Source organism: Pseudonocardia halophobica (assembly GCF_050948485.1).
Taxonomy (GTDB): Bacteria; Actinomycetota; Actinomycetes; order Mycobacteriales; family Pseudonocardiaceae; genus Pseudonocardia; species Pseudonocardia halophobica.
In genome coordinates this window covers 1130452-1145725 of sequence record NZ_CP192046.1, presented here as the reverse complement: position 1 = coordinate 1145725, position 15274 = coordinate 1130452, and the positions used below count along the sequence as shown (strand labels likewise).

17 protein-coding genes are annotated in these 15274 nt (G+C 74.8%); 6 read left to right on the top strand and 11 right to left on the bottom strand.

The features are described 5' to 3' along the window. Positions 1 to 50: 50 nt before the first annotated feature. On the top strand, positions 51 to 311 hold the full coding sequence (locus ACQP04_RS05595) for a hypothetical protein (RefSeq protein WP_433505996.1): 261 nt from the start codon (positions 51 to 53) through the stop codon (positions 309 to 311). Positions 312 to 355: 44 nt separating this feature from the next. Here ACQP04_RS05595 and ACQP04_RS05590 read toward each other — a convergent pair whose 3' ends face one another. The 5 genes from ACQP04_RS05590 to ACQP04_RS05570 all read right to left on the bottom strand — a co-directional run bounded on the left by ACQP04_RS05590 (position 356) and on the right by ACQP04_RS05570 (position 6705). Continuing rightward, positions 356 to 1234: an alpha/beta fold hydrolase gene (locus ACQP04_RS05590; RefSeq protein WP_433505995.1), complete on the bottom strand. Its 879-nt coding sequence runs from the start codon at positions 1232 to 1234 to the stop codon at positions 356 to 358. A 259-nt stretch (positions 1235 to 1493) separates the two neighbouring features. Then, positions 1494 to 2642, bottom strand: a complete 1149-nt coding sequence (locus ACQP04_RS05585) for a cystathionine gamma-synthase (RefSeq protein ID WP_433505994.1) — start codon at positions 2640 to 2642, stop codon at positions 1494 to 1496. Between the two features lie 10 nt (positions 2643 to 2652). Further along, positions 2653 to 3600 carry an endonuclease/exonuclease/phosphatase family protein gene (locus ACQP04_RS05580; protein ID WP_433505993.1) on the bottom strand — a complete coding sequence of 316 codons (948 nt, stop codon included), beginning with the start codon at positions 3598 to 3600 and terminating at the stop codon, positions 2653 to 2655. A gap of 69 nt (positions 3601 to 3669) precedes the next feature. Further along, complete coding sequence (locus ACQP04_RS05575; RefSeq protein ID WP_433505992.1) at positions 3670 to 5031, bottom strand: cystathionine beta-synthase; 1362 nt, start codon at positions 5029 to 5031, stop codon at positions 3670 to 3672. 21 nt (positions 5032 to 5052) lie between these two features. After that, positions 5053 to 6705, bottom strand: coding sequence for a hypothetical protein (locus tag ACQP04_RS05570; protein WP_433505991.1), 1653 nt, complete (start codon positions 6703 to 6705; stop codon positions 5053 to 5055). 456 nt (positions 6706 to 7161) lie between these two features. Here ACQP04_RS05570 and shbA point away from each other — a divergent pair, with 456 nt between their 5' ends. Beyond that, the gene (gene shbA / locus ACQP04_RS05565; protein ID WP_433508304.1) at positions 7162 to 7737 is read left to right on the top strand and encodes an RNA polymerase sigma factor ShbA; all 576 of its coding nucleotides are present in this window, start codon (positions 7162 to 7164) and stop codon (positions 7735 to 7737) included. 59 nt (positions 7738 to 7796) lie between these two features. Here shbA and ACQP04_RS05560 read toward each other — a convergent pair whose 3' ends face one another. The 3 genes from ACQP04_RS05560 to ACQP04_RS05550 form a co-directional block, all read right to left on the bottom strand. Next, positions 7797 to 8252 carry a pyridoxamine 5'-phosphate oxidase family protein gene (locus tag ACQP04_RS05560; protein WP_433505990.1) on the bottom strand — a complete coding sequence of 152 codons (456 nt, stop codon included), beginning with the start codon at positions 8250 to 8252 and terminating at the stop codon, positions 7797 to 7799. Between the two features lie 152 nt (positions 8253 to 8404). After that, positions 8405 to 9223, bottom strand: coding sequence for a Bax inhibitor-1/YccA family protein (locus ACQP04_RS05555; RefSeq protein ID WP_433505989.1), 819 nt, complete (start codon positions 9221 to 9223; stop codon positions 8405 to 8407). Between the two features lie 122 nt (positions 9224 to 9345). Beyond that, positions 9346 to 9783 carry a hypothetical protein gene (locus ACQP04_RS05550; protein ID WP_433505988.1) on the bottom strand — a complete coding sequence of 146 codons (438 nt, stop codon included), beginning with the start codon at positions 9781 to 9783 and terminating at the stop codon, positions 9346 to 9348. 88 nt (positions 9784 to 9871) lie between these two features. On the opposite strand from ACQP04_RS05550, the gene ACQP04_RS05545 reads away from it, so the two are divergent. Then, on the top strand, positions 9872 to 10348 hold the full coding sequence (locus ACQP04_RS05545; RefSeq protein ID WP_433505987.1) for an NUDIX hydrolase: 477 nt from the start codon (positions 9872 to 9874) through the stop codon (positions 10346 to 10348). A 4-nt stretch (positions 10349 to 10352) separates the two neighbouring features. On the opposite strand, the gene tatA is transcribed toward ACQP04_RS05545, so the two are convergent. Next, positions 10353 to 10604 (bottom strand): Sec-independent protein translocase subunit TatA, encoded by a 252-nt coding sequence (gene tatA, locus ACQP04_RS05540; RefSeq protein WP_433505986.1) that lies wholly within the window; start codon positions 10602 to 10604, stop codon positions 10353 to 10355. Between the two features lie 258 nt (positions 10605 to 10862). Here tatA and ACQP04_RS05535 point away from each other — a divergent pair, with 258 nt between their 5' ends. Beyond that, positions 10863 to 11084 carry a hypothetical protein gene (locus tag ACQP04_RS05535; protein ID WP_433505985.1) on the top strand — a complete coding sequence of 74 codons (222 nt, stop codon included), beginning with the start codon at positions 10863 to 10865 and terminating at the stop codon, positions 11082 to 11084. A 227-nt stretch (positions 11085 to 11311) separates the two neighbouring features. Here the strand turns inward: ACQP04_RS05535 and ACQP04_RS05530 are convergent, their stop codons facing one another. After that, positions 11312 to 12058 carry a DUF899 domain-containing protein gene (locus ACQP04_RS05530; RefSeq protein WP_433505984.1) on the bottom strand — a complete coding sequence of 249 codons (747 nt, stop codon included), beginning with the start codon at positions 12056 to 12058 and terminating at the stop codon, positions 11312 to 11314. Positions 12059 to 12173: 115 nt separating this feature from the next. Here ACQP04_RS05530 and ACQP04_RS05525 point away from each other — a divergent pair, with 115 nt between their 5' ends. Then, positions 12174 to 13841: an FAD-binding dehydrogenase gene (locus ACQP04_RS05525; RefSeq protein ID WP_433505983.1), complete on the top strand. Its 1668-nt coding sequence runs from the start codon at positions 12174 to 12176 to the stop codon at positions 13839 to 13841. A 256-nt stretch (positions 13842 to 14097) separates the two neighbouring features. On the opposite strand, the gene ACQP04_RS05520 is transcribed toward ACQP04_RS05525, so the two are convergent. Beyond that, a complete protein-coding gene (locus ACQP04_RS05520; protein WP_433505982.1) occupies positions 14098 to 14520 on the bottom strand; it encodes an ATP-binding protein in 423 nt (140 codons plus the stop codon). A gap of 196 nt (positions 14521 to 14716) precedes the next feature. On the opposite strand from ACQP04_RS05520, the gene ACQP04_RS05515 reads away from it, so the two are divergent. Next, positions 14717 to 15265 carry a GNAT family N-acetyltransferase gene (locus ACQP04_RS05515; protein ID WP_433505981.1) on the top strand — a complete coding sequence of 183 codons (549 nt, stop codon included), beginning with the start codon at positions 14717 to 14719 and terminating at the stop codon, positions 15263 to 15265. Positions 15266 to 15274: the final 9 nt, after the last annotated feature.

The following is a 15274-nucleotide window of genomic DNA, read 5'->3' as shown; positions in this document are numbered from 1 at the left end:
CACCGGGCCCGGTAGCCTCGCGAACGGGCGGTTGTCGCGGGGGAGGCACGATGCGGGGCGGGGTGGGTCACCGGCCGACGGGCGGGCCGAAGGGCGCCCGCGCGGCGGTTCCGCTGCTCGCCGCCGCGGTGCTCGGCACCCTCGCGATCGTCACCGTGGAGCAGGCGGGCTGCGCCGACCCGGGTCACTACGTCGCCGTCCCCGGCGGGTACGAGCTCGTCGGCGGCTGCCTCTCCCCCGACGACCTCGTGGTCCCCGCCGCGCCGGCGGCCCCGGCCCTTCCCGCGGCCCCGGTGCCCCCACGCTCCTGAGGCTCAGACGCAGCCCCCAGGGGACGTCTGGGCCGGCGAGCCGCTCAGGCCCAGCGCTTGACGAACTCGGCCGTCGCGGCGTTCACGGCGGGGGCGTCGGAGGCACTCAGGAAGTGCTGGCCGCCGTCGACGACCTGCAGCCGCGCGTCCCGGGAGCGGACGAACATCCGGATCTCCTCCTCGGCGTTGGGAACCGAGTACACCGCGTCCGCGGTGCCGTGCATCCAGAGGACCGGGCAGCGGACCTCGTCGAGCCTGCCGTGCAGCCCGTCCCGGTCCCGCAGGTTGATCGTGCTGACCCGCAGCCGGTGCCGGCCGTCGTCGCCGGTGTAGTTGCGGCGGTACTCGGCGATCCAGAAGGCCCGCTCGTCGGCGGACACGTCCGGGCCCAGCCCCGCCTCGAGGACGCCGTCGACGAACTCGTCCGGGACGACCCAGTCGTCGCCGACGGACTCGGCGAGGCCGTCGACGGAGGGCGTGCAGAAGGCGATCCCGTCCCAGCAGCCCAGGTCGCGGCTGCGCGCGCTCTCGTAGTCCATCGAGGTGCCGAGCGGGACGATGCCCCGTACGACGTCGGGGGCGAGCAGTGCCATGCGGACCGCGACCCACCCGCCCTGCGAGGTGCCCAGGACGAAGGCTTCGCGGATCCCGAGCTGCTCGAGGACCTGGAGGTTCGCGATCGCGCTGTCCCAGTAGGTGAAGTGCGAGTACGTCGACCGGGTCCGGCCGTGCCCGTACAGCTCGATCGCGAGCAGGTTGGCCGTCGAGGTCAGGGCGGGGTCGGCGAACTGGGGGCGGTACAGCTCTGCGGAGGTGGTGAACGAGTTGACCAGGACGAGCGTCGGGAGGGCGGGGTCGTAGGGCTGGGCGAACGAGTAACCGACGGTCGAGCCACCGAGGTGCGAGACGGTCACGGTGCTCATGGGATGTCCTTCCGCGGGGCGTCGAGGAGGTCGTGGACCAGGCCTCCGGCCGAGCAGGCGAAGGTGACGTCGCCGTGGAGGACCGGGAACGTCGTCACGCGTCCTCCTCGTCGAGCACACACTGCCGGGCTGCGGCGGAGCGACCTCATCAGACCGGGTCGGGCCCTCGGAGTTCAAGACCGGCGCCCCGCGCCATCGCGTTCACCCCGATCTCCGGGCAGCCCCGTGGCGCTCGAACGAGCGCCACGGGGGGCCGGGGTCAGGACACGGCCGCGTCGAGGGCGGTGCGCAGGTCCTCGACCAGGTCGTCGGCGTCCTCGATGCCCACGGAGAGGCGGACCAGGGAGTCCGGCACCTCCAGCGCCGAGCCCGCCACCGAGGCGTGGGTCATCTGGCCGGGGTGCTCGATCAGCGACTCGACGCCGCCGAGGGACTCGGCGAGCGTGAACAGCTGCGTGGAGGCGCAGAGCTTGAGCGCGGCCTCCTTGCCGCCCGCGACCAGGAAGGACACCATCCCGCCGAAGCGGCGCATCTGCTTCGCGGCGACCTCGTGGCCCGGGTGGCCGGCCAGGCCCGGGTAGAGGACCTGCGCGACGGCGGGGTGCGCGGCCAGGGCGTCGGCGATCCGCTCGGCGTTGTCGCTGTGCCGCTCCATGCGCACCGCGAGGGTCTTGGCGCCGCGCAGGGTCAGCCAGGCGTCGAACGGACCGGGGACCGAGCCCACGGAGTTCTGGGTGAACCGGAGCTGCTCGGCGAGCTCGTCGTCGTCGAGCACCAGGGCGCCGCCGACGACGTCCGAGTGGCCGCCGACGTACTTGGTCGTGGAGTGCAGTACCACGTCCGCGCCAAGGACCAGCGGCTGCTGCAGGTAGGGCGAGGCGAAGGTGTTGTCGACGACGAGCCGTGCGCCCGCCCCGCGGGTGACCTCGGCCAGGGCCGCGATGTCCGCGATCCCGAGCAGCGGGTTGGTCGGGGTCTCGCACCACACGACCTTGGTGGTCGGGCGCAGCGCGGCCCGCAGCGCGTCGACGTCGGCCAGGTCGACGGTCGAGTACTCCACGCCCCACTGCGTGAGGACCTTGTCGACCAGCCGGAACGTGCCGCCGTAAGCGTCGTGCGGGATGACGAGGTGGTCGCCCGGCCTGACCAGCACGCGCAGCAGGACGTCCGCCGCGCCCATGCCCGAACCGAACGCGAAGCCGTGCCGCCCGCCCTCCAGCGCCGCCAGACACTCCTGCAGCGCGGTGCGGGTGGGGTTGGCGGAGCGGGAGTACTCGTACCCGCCGCGCAGCCCGCCGACGCCGTCCTGGGCGAAGGTCGAGCTGGCGTGGATCGGGACGATCACCGCGCCCGTGGTCGGGTCGGGGTCCTGGCCGGCGTGGATGGCCCGGGTGGAGAAGCCGCGCATGGCCGCGAGGCTACGCGGGTCCCGGCACCTCCATGCCCACCAGGACCGCTCGGTGGTCCGTGCCCGGGAGGTCGACGATCTCGTACCGGGTCGTGGTTGCCTCGCGCGGCACGAGCACGTGGTCGATCCGGATGCCGGCCCACCTGGGCAGCCCGGCGTGGTACGTGCCGGTCAGGCCTCTGCCGGTGCCCTCGGCAGCGTCGCGCACGCCGGTCAGCGCGCGGCGCAGCGGACCGTGGTCGAGGGTGGCGTTGAAGTCCCCGGCGACGATCGGCGCGGGCAGCGCGGCACACCATCGGGCGATGCTGTCCATGTCCCGGGACCACACGCGGACCTGCCAACGGGCCATCGGCGCCTGCGGGTGCACGGCGTGGAACCGGCGGTTGCCGAGCATCCCGCCGCGCGCCCAGAGGTGCTGGCGGCGCAGCTCCGGCCCGGAGCCGACCTCCACGTCGCCCAGCCGCTCGGCGACGAGCAGGGTGACCGACCAGCCGTCGGGCTTGCCGGGTTCGGTGGAGACCCAGGAGCGGTAGCCGAGGTCGTCGAGCAGCGGCATGAGCTTGTCGCGGTACTCGAGCCCGGACTCCGGCAGCGACACGAGGTCGGGGCGCTCGCGCGCGATCAGCGTGGCGAGGGCGCCGGCGTCGGCCTTGCCGTCCCACACGTTCGCGGCCAACACGGTCAGGTTCGCGGTGCCCGTGGGCCGGCGGCGGGGCACGACCCGTCCGACCAGCCCGGCCGCTCCCGCGGCCGCGACCGCGCCGACCGCGAGCGCGGCCGGCCGGGTGGGCCGGGCCAGGGCCAGGACACCCGCGGCGACGGCCGCCGCGGCCGTGGTGTGCGGGCGCAGGGCCCCGAACGCGGTGAAGGGGTGCCGCCGGTCGAGCGCGAGCCGGTCCGGCAGCACGACGGCGGCGGCGCCCGCGCCGAGCACGGTCGCGAGCAGGGATCTCCGCATGGCCCCGACGGTAGCCGCGCCGGCTGAGGGGCCCCTGTGAGCGGCGATCGGCCTCGCCGCCCGCCGGGGTCAGCCCAGGAAGGACAGCACGTCCGAGCGGGTGACGACGCCGGCGGGCTTGCCGTCGACCAGCACCAGCGCGGCGTCGGCGGTGGCGAAGGCCCCCATCGCCGTCTCCAGCGGTTCCCCCGCGCCGATCGTGGGCAGCGGCGGGGACATGTGCTGGTCGAGCCGGTCGGAGAGTTTGGCGCGGTTGGTGAACAGCAGGTCGAGGATGTCCCGCTCCACCACCGACCCGACGACCTCGGCCGCCATCACCGGCGGCTCGGCCCGGACCACCGGCATCTGCGAGACGTGGAACTCCCGCAGGTAGTGCACGGCGTCGGCGACCGTCTCGTTGGGGTGCGCGTGCACCAGGTCGGGCAGCGTGCCGTCCTTGCGCCGCAGCACGTCCCCGACCGTGGCGCCCGCGCTGGGCGGCAGGAAGCCGTAGCTGGCCATCCACGAGTCGTTGAAGACCTTGCCGAGGTAGCCGCGGCCGCCGTCGGGCAGCAGGACGACGATCACCGAGTCCGGCGGGGCGGTCTCCGCCACCCGCAGCGCCGCGACCACGGCCATCCCGCACGACCCGCCGACCAGCAGCGCCTCCTCGCGGGCGAGCCGCCGGGTCAGGTGGAAGGAGTCCGCGTCGGAGACGGCGACGATCTCGTCGCACACCTCCTTGTCGTAGGTCGTCGGCCAGAAGTCCTCGCCGACGCCCTCGACCAGGTACGGCCGCCCGGTCCCGCCCGAGTACACCGAGCCCTCCGGGTCGGCGCCGATCACCCGCACCCGGCCCCCGGAGATCTCCTTGAGGTAGCGCCCCGTACCGGAGATCGTGCCGCCGGTGCCGATGCCGGCCACGAAGTGCGTGATCCGGCCCTCCGTCTGCTCCCAGATCTCCGGCCCGGTCGCCTCGTAGTGCGACGCCGGGTTGTTCTTGTTGGCGTACTGGTTCGGCTTCCAGGCGCCCTCGATCTCGCGGACCAGCCGGTCCGACGTCGAGTAGTACGAGTCGGGGTGGTCGGGGTCGACCGCCGTGGGGCACACGACGACCTCGGCGCCGTAGGCCTTGAGCACGTTGCGCTTGTCCTCGCCGACCTTGTCCGGGCAGACGAACACGCACCTGTAGCCGCGGCGCTGGGCGATCATGGCCAGGCCGATGCCGGTGTTTCCCGACGTCGGCTCGACGATCGTGCCGCCGGGCCGCAGCTCGCCGGACGCCTCGGCCTCGTCGACCATCTTCAGCGCGATGCGGTCCTTCACGCTGCCGCCGGGGTTCATGTACTCGACCTTCGCCAGCACCAGCGGGGACAGCCCCTCGGCGATGCCGCCCAGCTTCACCAGCGGGGTGTTCCCGACGAGGTCGGAGATGTGCTCGGCGTAGCGCATGCCGCCATCGTGCCCGATGGCTCAGGGCGACGGAGCGCGCGGTTCCACCCGGGCGGCCACCACGACGCCCGCGTCACGCGGCGGGGTGCCGCCGTGCCCGCTCCGGTCGGCCGGGAGCCGGGTCAGGGCGTAGGCCGTGGCCGCCATCGCGACCACCAGCAGCACGGCGAGCACCGCGACGGCCACCTGCAGCCGCCGGGTCCGCCGCGACCCGCCCGCCTCCTCGCGCTCCCGGCTCGCGGCGAGGAACTCGTGCTCGAGCGGGTAGAGCTCGGCGGGTTCCGCCGCCGCCAACGCCGACGCCCCGGCGAGCGCGCGGCCGCCGAGGAGCGTGCCCTCGTCCCGCCCGCTGTCGTGCCAGATCCGCGTGCCGTCGGTGACGGTCCCGCGCGCCGGCCGCCGCTCGCGGTCCTCCCGCAACCAGCCTGCCAGCCGCGGCCACGCCCGCAGCACGACCTCGTGCGCGAGCTCGAGCGTGCCCTCGCCGGCGACCAGGATCCGGGCGGCGACCAGCGCCTCGACGGTCGCGTCGGTCTCGGCTGCCGCCCCGGCGTCGAGCCCGTGGGTGAGCCCGAAGCGGCGGATGCGCCGGCGCACGGGGTCGGCGACGCCCGCCGTCCCCGGTACCCGGACGAGCCGCAGCAGCAGGGGCCGGACCAGCGCCTGCCGCTCCGGCGGGAGCGCCGCGTACGCCGCCTCGGCGGTGCGCTCGACCGCGCCGTGCACCCCGCCCGCCTCGCGGTGGTGCGCGATCGTGATCTCCGGCCCGCCCGCCGCGATGGTCCGCTCCCAGGCGGCGGCGAGGGCCAGGGCCAGCAGGGGCAGCGCCCCCGGCGGCGACGACGGCGCGCCGGGCGCCACCTCGAGCTCCCCCAGCGCGAGCTCGGCCAGCCCGTCGGCGGCCGGGAACCCGGCCGCACGGGCGGGCCCGGTGACGACCTCGTGCAGCTGCGCCGCGGACATCCCGGGCACGCGCACCGGATCGTGCCCGGGCTCGCCCAGCGCGGCCAGGGCGTCCTCGCGGATCCCGAGCAGCACGACCCGCCCGGCCGGCACCGCGCCGAGCACCTCCCGCCGCGCCGCCGCCTCCGTGGCGCTGTGGACGTCGTCGACCAGCACGGTCCGCGCCTCACCGAGCAGGGCCTCGAGATCGGCGTCCGGGGCCGCCGCGACGACGTCCTCGAGTGCCGGCAGCACCCCGGCCCGCAGCAGCGAGCTCCTCCCCGCCCCGGACGGCCCGGTCACCACGACGACCCCGCCCGACGCCCGCGCCTCCCGGACCCGTCCGACGACCTCGGCCACCAGGGCACTCCGCCCGAACAACGGCCCCTCGACCGGTGCGGCGCCGGGATACGGGCGCAGCCCGGGCGGCGGCTTCGACGGCGCCGCGGCCGCGCGCCGCAGCGCGGCCCGCCACCGCTCGCGCACGGGGTCGTCGGCGGCCACGCCGAACGCCGTGAGGAGGGCGTCGAGCCGGACGGGCGAGGGCAGCGACCGGCCCTGCACGTAGTCGCGGAAGGTGGTGAACGGCAGCAGCGGCACGCCGGACTCCTGCGTGCGCTTGGCGAGCGCGCGGAAGCTCAGCCCGGTCGCGTCCTTCATCCGGCCCAGCTGCTCGGCCAGCCCCGCCCGGTCGGCGACGGCGTCCGGATCGCCGGACGGCTGCGGCGGCATACCCCGGCTCCCCCTCGGCGCCCGCGCCCGGGGCCGTCCCCCGGTGCCGGGGCAGGATAGGGCCGCACGGCGGTCGCGTGCGTCGTCCGGCACCTGTGCCGGATGGCGACGCCAGAGGCCGGACCGGCTGTACGAAGTTGTACGAGTCCCCGTTCAGGCGTCCCTCCGGAGCACGTCGCCCGTCCGTTCGGACTAGATTCCGGGATTCCGGCGCGGGCGGCGGCCGGAGGGGCACGCCGTCGTCGCCCACGTCGCCGCGCTCCCCGTCGGGCCGCCAGGCCCGGCCTCGAGCACCCGCGGCGCCCACCACCGCCGGGCGCCGCGGGCCCCCGTTCCCGTCCCGTGCCCCGCGGCAAGGACCGAGGAGGCAGACGTCGGGTGCACGCGGGCGAGGAGGGGTCCCGCGGGGAGGACGGGACGGGGTCGTGGGCCCCGGGCCGGCGCCCCGCCCGTCGGATCCCCGACCGCACCGCCGAGCTCGACGCCCGCCTCACGGATCTCGCCCGGGTCGCCGCCGACGGCGACCGGCGCGCGCTGGACGCGCTGCTGCGCGCCGCGAACCCCCTGCTGGTCCGCTACTGCCGGGGCCGGCTCGGACACCGGGCGCCGGGGCTCGCGACCCCCGAGGACGTCGCCCAGGAGGTGGTGATGGCGGTCTGCACGGCCCTGCCGCGCTACCGGGACCTGGAGACGCCGTTCATGGCCTTCGCCTACGGGATCGCGCGCAACAAGATCGCCGACGCGTACCGCTCGGCGGCCCGGGACCGCTCCGACCCGTCCGACGACCTGCCGGAGGCCACGGACGTGCGGGCCGGGCCCGAGGCCGCGGCGGTCGGCGCCGCGCAGATGACGGAGCTGATGGCGCTGATCGACCGGTTGCCCGCCCAGCAGCGGGAGATCGTGGTGCTCCGCGTGCTCGGCGAGCTGACCGCGGAGGAGACGGCCACGGCCGTCGGCTCGACGCCCGGCGCGGTGCGGGTGGCGCAGCACCGCGCGCTCGCCAAACTCAGGACCTGGCTGAACGAGGGGTGAGCGCGGTGCCGTGCTGCAGCCCGTCGCACGGCACCGCGCTCGGGAACGTCACGGGAGCCTCACTCGCGCTCGACGCGCCGGACCCCCGAGCCCTCCCGCCAGAACTCGACGACGAGCCGGTCCGCCGCCTCGTTCAGGCACGTCACCACGACCTCGGTGACGTCGGCGCGGAACGCGTCGCCGGAGACCTCCCCGTCCAGCGGGCCGGTCGCCACCGCCCGGCCGGCGATCTTGGCGTCGCCCTCCCACTCCGCCGGGGCGCCCTCCGGCGGGTCGACGGACGTGCTGTGCAGCGCGAACCGCGGGTCGCGGCGCAGGTCCGCGCCCTTGCGCGAGTCCGGCATCGACCCGAAGGTCAGCTCGCCCGCGTCGAACTGCGCCTCGATGCCCGAGATGCGCGGCGCGCCGTCCGCCCGCAGCGTGGCGATGGTCTTGTGCATGTGCGCGTCGAAGAGCCGGCGGGCGCGCGCCGCCAGCTCCGGAGCCTGCTCCTCGACGTCCTTCCAGGAGGCCATGGGAGTGAGCGTCCCGCGGATCCCTGACAACCGTCGTCAGGGAGCGCGGACACCGGAACGCCGCGGACCGGCCCGAAGGCCCGTCCGCGGCGCCCTCCGGCCGGGTGGAGGGGGAACCCGGCCGGGTCCCGGGGTTCCCCGGGAGTCGACCCCTACTCCTGCCGCAGGTAGCTGAGCAGCCGGAGGATCTCGATGTACAGCCAGACCAACGTGGTCATCAGGCCGAAGGCGATGTACCAGGCGAACTTCGCCGGCGCGCCCTCCTTGACGGCCCGGTCGGCCATGTCGAAGTCGAGCATCAGGCTGAACGCGGCCACGCCGATGCAGACGATGCTGAACAGGTAGGCCAGCGGCGATCCGTCCCGCAGGCCGAGGCCGCCGATCGTGAAGAAGCTCATGACCATGTTCGCGAGCATCAGCAGCACGACGCCGATGGACGCGCCGATCAGCCACTTCGTGAACCGCGGCGTGACCCGGACGGCGCCGGTCTTGTAGACGATCAGCATGCCGACGAACACGCCGGCGGTGCCGACGATCGCCTGGAAGCCGATGCCCTGGAAGTTCGTGCCGGAGAACTCGAGCGCCCCGGTGAGCGCGCCGAGCGCGACACCCATCGACGCCGAGTACAGCAGCGCCAGGAACGGGTTGGTGCTCTGCTTGAAGATCACGATCAGCGACACGACGAAGCCGACGATGATCGCGGGGAGGGCCAGGCCGAACAGGCCGGACCAGGCCGTCAGGATCCCTGCGACCAGCGCCACGCCGCCGGTGATCGCAGTCTTGATCACCACGTCGTCGACGGTCAGGGGCCGCTCGCTCGCGCCCGCCCGGCCGAACTCGGCGCGCGAGGCCTGGGAGTCGGCATAGGCGGCGCCGCCGCCCATCATGCCGCCGCCCTGGCGGTCGAAGGTGGCGTAGCCGCCCTGCCCCGATGGCAGGTTGCGGAACGCCGGGTTGCTGGTGGTGCGCACCGGTTCCTCCTCGTCGCGTGTCTCGCCGCGCTACGTGGTCAACGCCGGCGGGACCCGATCGGTTCCCACTCGGTAAAGCCGACTTTACCCAGACTGGCGGGGCGGGCGTCGGCACGCGGCGGTCATGCGGCCGCGGAGCCCCGATCGGGCGGGTCCAGCACCACGCCGGCCTCCTCGATCGCCGCCTCGGTCTGCAGCCGGGCGAAGGGCCGCTCGCGCTCGGCGACCTCGCACAGCGGCGGGCGCGCGATGCCGACGGCCCGGCAGAGATCGTGGAGGACGTCGTCGTAGGCCGCCATCAGGGCGACCCGGCGGACGTGGGTGGTGGGCTGCCGGCCGCGCACCTCGCGGCGCAACCGGTGCAGGTCGGCGACCAACGACTCGAAGGACTGCCCGGTGACCGGGGGCGGGCCCCCGCGGCGGCACAGCCGGCGCAGCAGGTCGGGCAGCCCGAGCAGCACCGGGAAGAACCGCGCCACCCCCCAGATGAGGAGCGTCGGCGCAGCGGCGACCACGACGTACACCAGCACGCCGAGGACGAGCGGGCGGTCTGCCGACACCCGAGATACGGTACCGAGAATTCGCAGGTCAGAGGGATCTTGAAGGCGTCGGGAGGGTCACCCGTCGGCCGCGCGCTAGGTTCGGCCGGTGCCGCACCCCGAACCCGTACCCCGCCGGCTCGTCCGGCCCGCCGCCTACGCGGTCTGCGTCGAGGACGGACAGGTCCTGCTCGCCCGCTGGACCGGGCCCCGCGGGCCCGAGTGGACGCTGCCCGGCGGCGGGCTGCACCACGGCGAGGACCCGCGCGCCGGCGCGGTGCGGGAGGTCGAGGAGGAGACCGGCTTCACGGTCGCGCTCGACCGGCTGCTCACCGTCGACTCGGTGCACTTCCCGGACGCGGTGAGCCACGCGGGCGAGCCGCTGGACATGTTCGGCATCCGGATCGTCTACTCCGCGCACGTCGTCGGCGGTGAACTTCGTCACGAGGTCGGCGGCACCACCGACAGGGCCGCCTGGGTCCCGCTCGACGAGGTGGCGGGGCTGGTCCGGGTCCCCCTCGTCGAGACCGGGCTGGCGGCCTGGGGCTCGGAGGACCCGGCGCGCAGCGCCGTGCTCGGTTCCTGAGCCGCTACGCGACCTGGTCCTCGGCCTTGTCGGCGGCCGCCTCCGCGGCGACGACGGGCAGCGCGGCCGTCGGGGCCGGCGGCTGGGCGTTCACCGTGGGTTCGGGGGCGTCGGCGCGCAGCCCGCGCATCTCCCCCTTGAAGATCCGGGCGCTCTGCCCGACCGAGCGGGCCATGGTCGGCAGCCGCTTCGCCCCGAAGAGGAGCAGCAGCACACCGACGAGGATGACGATCTCCCAGCCACCGAGGTTCGGCACGACATGGTCCTTCCGTGTCGCGCGGGCCGGCCGACCCGCGCGGTCCGGCGGCCCGGCCGCGGTCGCCGTCGACCGCGGCCGTCGCGGGCCGCCCTTCTTCCCCGTGCAACGACCCGGACGCGCGGGGGTCACCCCCGTGCCCCGGTCGCGCGACGCCGGGGTGACGGGATCTCCACGGTGCGGCCCGTCGGCGCGCGTCCTAACCTCACGGTCCCGCCCGGGAACGCCCCGGGCACGACCCCCAGGAGCACCGGACCGATGTGGGCCTTCTTCTCCCGCCGCCTGCGGATGTGGCTGATCCTCGCGATCGCCGTCCCGGTCGGCGGCTGGCTGACGGGCAAAGTCGCGGACCTGATCGAGAAACGCCGCGGCCCCAACACCGTGAGCCGCACGCTGAACCAGGCCCGCGGCTGGTTGCAGCGCCGCTCGAAGGGCCCGCTCGGCGCGCGGACCACCGAGAAGGACCGGCCGGCGCGGTAACCGGCCGGCGCGGTAACCGGCCGGCGCGGTAACCGGCCGGCGCGGTAACCGGCCGGCGCGGAGAAGGGGCGCCGCGATCCTCCCGAGGGTCCGGATCGCGGCGCCCGGCAGCGCGTGCTCGCTCCCCAGCAACACGCGGTGTGCCCGTACCTCGTGCGGTGCGGGACCGGCGTTACGCGAATGGACGGGCGTACGTCGAAATGATGACGTCGACGTGATGAGAACGCTCAGCCCGCGAAGCTCGGGCCGGTGCGCCGCGCGGCCGCGGACCGCCCCTTCGGCTCCTCCCACTCCTCCTGCCGCCCGAGGGCGGTGAGGTCCAGGAAGGCGTAGGACCCGCCGGTCCACTCGGCGCCGCGGGCGTACTGCGAGTAGGTGTGGAAGACACGCTCGCCGTCCCGCAGGAAGCAGGACAGGCCGGGCCCCTCGATCGGGAAGTCGCCCTCCACGTAGTAGCCCGTGCCGGCCGCGGCGTGCTCCTCCGCGGTGCGGAAGTTGTACTCGACCGGGGCGACGGCGGGGTCGAGCGTCACGTGGAAGTCGTAGTTGAAGTCGCTGCCGTACGACGAGTACCAGGGGAAGGTCCACCCCTTCTTCGCCTTGTACCGCTCGATCTTCTCGAGGGGCGCGCGCGAGACGTAGGCGAGCGTGGTGTCCCGGACCGCGAGGTGTTCCCGCAGCCCCTCGTTGACCTCGTCGGCGCCCGCGGAGCAGCTCGGGCAGCCGTCCTCCCACTCCGGCTTGAACATGAAGTGCCCGACCAGCAGCTGCAGGCGGCCCTCGAACAGGTCGAGCAGGCCGGCCCGGCCGTCGGGGCCGGTGAACACGTAGTCCTTCTCGACCTCGACCATCGGCAGCCGCCTGCGGTCGGCGCTCAGCGCGTCGCGCGCCCGGGTCAGCTCCTTCTCGCGCTCCAGCAGCGCCAGGCGGGCCGCCCGCCACTCCTCCCGGGTCACGATCTCCGGCAGGGTCATGGGTCTCCTCCTCGGATCGGTGTCACGAGGGTCGACCCCGCGCGTCCCCGTAAGTCATCGGTCATGGCGATTTGTCGGGATTGCCGCCGGGGCCGAGGGGGGCCAGGGTGGGACCGTGAACGTCGACGTGATCGTCGTGGGGGCCGGTCTGGCCGGTCTCGTCGCGACCGCCGAGCTCGCCGCCGCGGGCCGCAAGGTCGTGCTGGTCGACCAGGAGCCGGAGACGAACCTGGGCGGCCAGGCGTTCTGGTCGTTCGGCGGGCTGTTCCTCGTCGACTCCCCCGAGCAGCGCCGGATGGGGATCCGGGACTCGGCCGAGCTGGCCCTGCAGGACTGGCTGGGCAGCGCGGGCTTCGACCGGGAGGTCGACGACCCGGCCGGCGAGGACTTCTGGGCCCGGCAGTGGGCCACCGCCTACGTCGACTTCGCCTCCGGCGAGAAGCGTGCCTGGCTGCACGGCCTCGGCGTGCGCTGGTTCCCGCTGGTCGGCTGGGCCGAGCGGGGCGGCTACCTCGCCGACGGGCACGGCAACTCCGTCCCGCGTTTCCACGTCACCTGGGGCACCGGGCCGGGGCTGGTCGAGCCGTTCGCGACCGCGGTGCGCGACGCCGAGCGCGCCGGCCTGGTCGAGCTGCGGTTCCGGCACCGGGTGGACGCCCTGACCAGCACCGGAGGGGTGGTCGACGGCGTATCCGGCGCCGTGCTCGAGCCGAGCCCGGCCGCACGCGGGGCGGTCAGCTCACGAGTCGAGACCGGGACCTTCGAGCTGAGGGCCCAGGCGGTGATCGTGACCTCGGGCGGGATCGGCGCGAACCACGACCTGGTCCGCGCGAACTGGCCGGCGCGGCTCGGCACGCCGCCGGAGCACATGGTCACCGGCGTCCCCGCGCACGTCGACGGCCGGATGCTCGGCATCACCGAGGCGGCGGGCGGGCGGATCGTCAACCGCGACCGGATGTGGCACTACACCGAGGGCATCCGCAACCACACCCCCGTCTGGGCGGGGCACGGGATCCGGATCCTGCCGGGGCCGTCGTCGATCTGGCTCGACGCGACCGGCCGTCGGCTGCCCGCGCCGTACTTCCCCGGCTTCGACACCCTCGGCACGCTGCAGGCGCTGCGCGCCACCGGTCACGACCACTCCTGGTTCGTGCTGACGCAGAAGATCATCGAGAAGGAGTTCGCGCTCTCTGGCTCGGAGCAGAACCCGGACCTCACCGAGAAGGACGTCCGGGCGACGCTCGGCCGGATCCGGCCCGGCGCTCCCGCGCCCGTCGAGGCGTTCAAGGAGCGCGGCGAGGACTTCGTGGTCGCCACGACGCTCGCCGAGCTGGTCGACGGGATGAACAAGCTGACCACCGAGCCGCTGCTGGACGCGGCCGAGATCGAGCGGCAGATCGTGGCCCGGGACCGCGAGATGACCAACCCGTTCACCAAGGACCTGCAGGTGAGCGCCATCCACAACGCCCGGCGCTACCGCGGCGACCGGCTGGGACGGACGGCGTCCCCGCACCGGATCCTGGATCCGAAGGCGGGCCCGCTGATCGGTGTCAAGCTCCACGTGCTGACCCGCAAGACCCTCGGCGGGCTGCAGACCGACCTGTCCGGCCGGGTGCTCGACATCGCGGGCACGCCGGTGCCCGGACTGTTCGCGGCCGGCGAGGTGGCCGGCTTCGGGGGCGGCGGCGTGCACGGCTACCGCTCGCTCGAGGGCACCTTCCTCGGCGGCTGCCTGTTCAGCGGGCGCGGGGCGGGCCGGTCGGCCGCCCGCGACACCGCCTGAGGGCGGCGCACGAGGGCCGAGAACGGGGGCGCGGCCCGGCCGCCGTCGAGCCGGCCGGGCCGCCTTACCTCCGGGGGTGCGCGCGTAGCTCCCCAGTTGCGCGCGCGAGGCAGATCCGGAGTCGTCGCGGGCGCCGGACCCCCGGCTCCGTGGCGCCGGTACCGAGTCTGGTCCACGGCGATCACGTTTCGGCTACCCCTCCGCGCCGGAACGGAAACGGCGTTGCCAGAAATTCGTCGATCGTCCGGATCGGCTCTCAGGCCAGCTCGAGCGTGGCCCAGACGGTCTTGCCGGTGCGGGTGCGGCGGACGCCCCAGCGCGAGACCGCGTTGACGATGGTCAGGCCCCGGCCGCGGTGCGTGCCGAGCCGTGACTCCCCCACCGTCAGCGGGTCGCCCGCGCCGGCGTCGTCGACCTCGATGCGCATCCGGACCCGGTCGAGCACGGTGACCCGCAGCCGTCGCGGGCCGCCCGCGTGCTCGACGGCGTTGGTCACGAGCTCGGTGCAGACGAGCTCGGCGTCGAGCAGGGTGTCCGTGGGTGCCAGCTGCTCGCGCAGCCAGGCGCGCAGACCGGGCAGGCAGCTGGCGTCCCGGAACGCGGCGACGAGCGAGGCGGGCCGGCCGTCCACGCGACGTCCGGCCACGTCCGTCCTCTCGTTCGCCTCGACCATGGTCATGATGCGGCAGTACCCCGTTCGGCCGTCCTTCACGCGTCCGGTGGAGCACACCCCTCGACCCGGTCGACCGGAGGTGCCTCCGCCCGGTGTCCGACATCCCGTCCGGACCGACGTCGCCGCAAGATCACCATGCCCGTGACCGGCCGGAACGGGGCTCCATCCGGCCGTCGGCGGCGATCTCTGCGAGGGTCGGGGCGTGCAGTGGAGTGCGTGTCGCGAGGGCAGGATCACGGTGGGCGAACACGCGGAGCTCGCGGTCCTGCTCCGCGCGGCCTACGCGCACCTCCCCGAGTTCTTCGGCGGGGTGCGGACGTGGTCCTACGTGCGGCCCGAGGCCCGGGTCATGGGCCGGGACGGCGAGGGCCCCGCCGCGCACGCCGGGGTGCTGCGGCGGTTCCTGCAGGTCGACGGCACCGACCAGCTGACCGCGGTGGTGGGCCTCGTGGCGGTGCGGCCCGGGTTGCAGCGGCAGGGCGTCGGCCTGGCGCTGCTCGACCGGGTGCGCGCCTTCCTCGGCGAGCTGGCGGTGCCCTTCGGCCTCCTCATGTGTGCCGAACACCACGTCGCCTTCTACGAGCGCGGCGGCTGGCGCCGGCTCTCGCCCCGGCGCTCCGTCTACTCGCCGGACGACACCAGGGAGCCGCGCCCCTTCGTCGACGAGATCACCAGGACCACGCTCGTCCTGCCCGTCACCCGGGAGGACTGGCCGGACGGGGAGATCCACTGGAACGGCGCGACGGTCTGACCGGTCGGT

What these genes read in the sequence shown, in the direction of transcription:
- ACQP04_RS05595 (WP_433505996.1), top strand. Translation starts at nt 51, where the DNA reads ATGCGGGGCGGGGTGGGTCACCGGCCGACGGGCGGGCCGAAGGGCGCC.
- ACQP04_RS05590 (WP_433505995.1), bottom strand. Translation starts at nt 1,234, where the DNA reads ATGAGCACCGTGACCGTCTCGCACCTCGGTGGCTCGACCGTCGGTTAC.
- ACQP04_RS05585 (WP_433505994.1), bottom strand. Translation starts at nt 2,642, where the DNA reads ATGCGCGGCTTCTCCACCCGGGCCATCCACGCCGGCCAGGACCCCGAC.
- ACQP04_RS05580 (WP_433505993.1), bottom strand. Translation starts at nt 3,600, where the DNA reads ATGCGGAGATCCCTGCTCGCGACCGTGCTCGGCGCGGGCGCCGCCGCC.
- ACQP04_RS05575 (WP_433505992.1), bottom strand. Translation starts at nt 5,031, where the DNA reads ATGCGCTACGCCGAGCACATCTCCGACCTCGTCGGGAACACCCCGCTG.
- ACQP04_RS05570 (WP_433505991.1), bottom strand. Translation starts at nt 6,705, where the DNA reads ATGCCGCCGCAGCCGTCCGGCGATCCGGACGCCGTCGCCGACCGGGCG.
- ACQP04_RS05560 (WP_433505990.1), bottom strand. Translation starts at nt 8,252, where the DNA reads ATGGCCTCCTGGAAGGACGTCGAGGAGCAGGCTCCGGAGCTGGCGGCG.
- ACQP04_RS05535 (WP_433505985.1), top strand. Translation starts at nt 10,863, where the DNA reads ATGTGGGCCTTCTTCTCCCGCCGCCTGCGGATGTGGCTGATCCTCGCG.
- ACQP04_RS05530 (WP_433505984.1), bottom strand. Translation starts at nt 12,058, where the DNA reads ATGACCCTGCCGGAGATCGTGACCCGGGAGGAGTGGCGGGCGGCCCGC.
- ACQP04_RS05520 (WP_433505982.1), bottom strand. Translation starts at nt 14,520, where the DNA reads ATGACCATGGTCGAGGCGAACGAGAGGACGGACGTGGCCGGACGTCGC.